Below are 1,492 nucleotides of genomic sequence, written 5' to 3' on the forward strand. Positions count from 1 at the left end.
ATGATCATTCCTTCGTAAACCTCAGTACCTGGGTTGACAAAGATGGTTCCACGTTCTTCGATAGACATGATTGAGTAAGTTGTAGCCTTACCAGCATCAATAGAAACAAGGGCACCACGGTGACGTCCACCAATTTCTCCTGGAATCAATGGCAAGTATTGGTCGAAGGTATGGTTCATGATACCGTAACCACGAGTCATTGACAAGAACTCAGTTGAGTATCCGATCAAACCACGCGCTGGAACAAGGAAGACCAAACGAGTTTGACCATTACCAGTTGAAATCATATCCAACATTTCACCCTTACGTTCAGAAAGGCTTTGGATAACAGAACCTTGGTATTCTTCTGGAGTATCGATTTGCACACGTTCAAATGGCTCACATTTAACACCGTCGATTTCTTTTACGATAACTTCTGGACGAGATACTTGAAGCTCATAGCCTTCACGACGCATAGTTTCGATCAGGATTGACAAGTGCAATTCTCCACGTCCTGAGACAGTCCATTTATCTGGTGAGTCCGTTGGGTCAACACGAAGGGAAACGTCTGTTTGCAATTCTGCTTGCAAGCGTTCTTCTACCTTACGAGAAGTCACCCATTTACCTTCTTTACCAGCAAATGGTGAGTTGTTTACCAAGAAGGTCATTTGAAGAGTTGGCTCATCGATGTGAAGGATTGGAAGAGGCTCAACTGCATCTGTCGGAGTAATGGTTTCACCAACAAAGATATCTTCCATACCAGAAACAGCAATCAAGTCACCTGCTTTGGCTTCTTGGATTTCACGACGTTCCAAACCAAAGAAACCAAAGAGTTTTGTAACACGGAAGTTCTTCGTTGTACCATCTAGTTTAGAAAGGGTAACTTGGTCTCCAACCTTAACAGTACCACGGAAGACACGACCAATACCGATACGTCCTACGAAGTCATTGTAGTCCAAGAGTGAGACTTGGAACTGTAACGGTTCATCCGAGTTGTCCACTGGAGCAGGGATATGGTCGATAATGGTATCAAAGATTGGCGCCATTGTTTTTTCTTGATCAGCTGGATCGTCTGACAATGAAGAAGTTCCGTTGATAGCTGAAGCATACACCACTGGGAAATCAAGCTGGTCATCGTCTGCACCAAGCTCAATGAAGAGCTCCAATACTTCGTCTACTACTTCTGCTGGACGAGCTGATGGTTTGTCGATTTTATTAACAACCACGATTGGTACAAGATCTTGTTCCAAGGCTTTTTTCAATACGAAACGAGTTTGTGGCATGGTTCCTTCGTAGGCATCCACGACCAAGACAACACCGTCAACCATTTTCATGATACGCTCAACTTCTCCACCGAAGTCCGCGTGTCCTGGTGTGTCCATGATGTTGATACGAGTTCCGTTGTAGGCAACGGCAGTGTTTTTCGCAAGGATGGTAATTCCACGCTCTTTTTCGATATCGTTTGAGTCCATAGCGCGCTCTGCCAATTCAGTACGTGCATCAAGAGTTTCAG

At 44.6% G+C, this 1,492-nt stretch carries 1 protein-coding gene; it reads right to left on the minus strand.

Annotated features, from left to right (window positions below):
• The coding region (typA, locus tag GMD4S_RS12095; protein ID WP_000374511.1) for a translational GTPase TypA at positions 1 to 1,492 on the minus strand (1,492 nt) is incomplete at both ends.

The organism is Streptococcus sp. GMD4S (assembly GCF_000296955.1).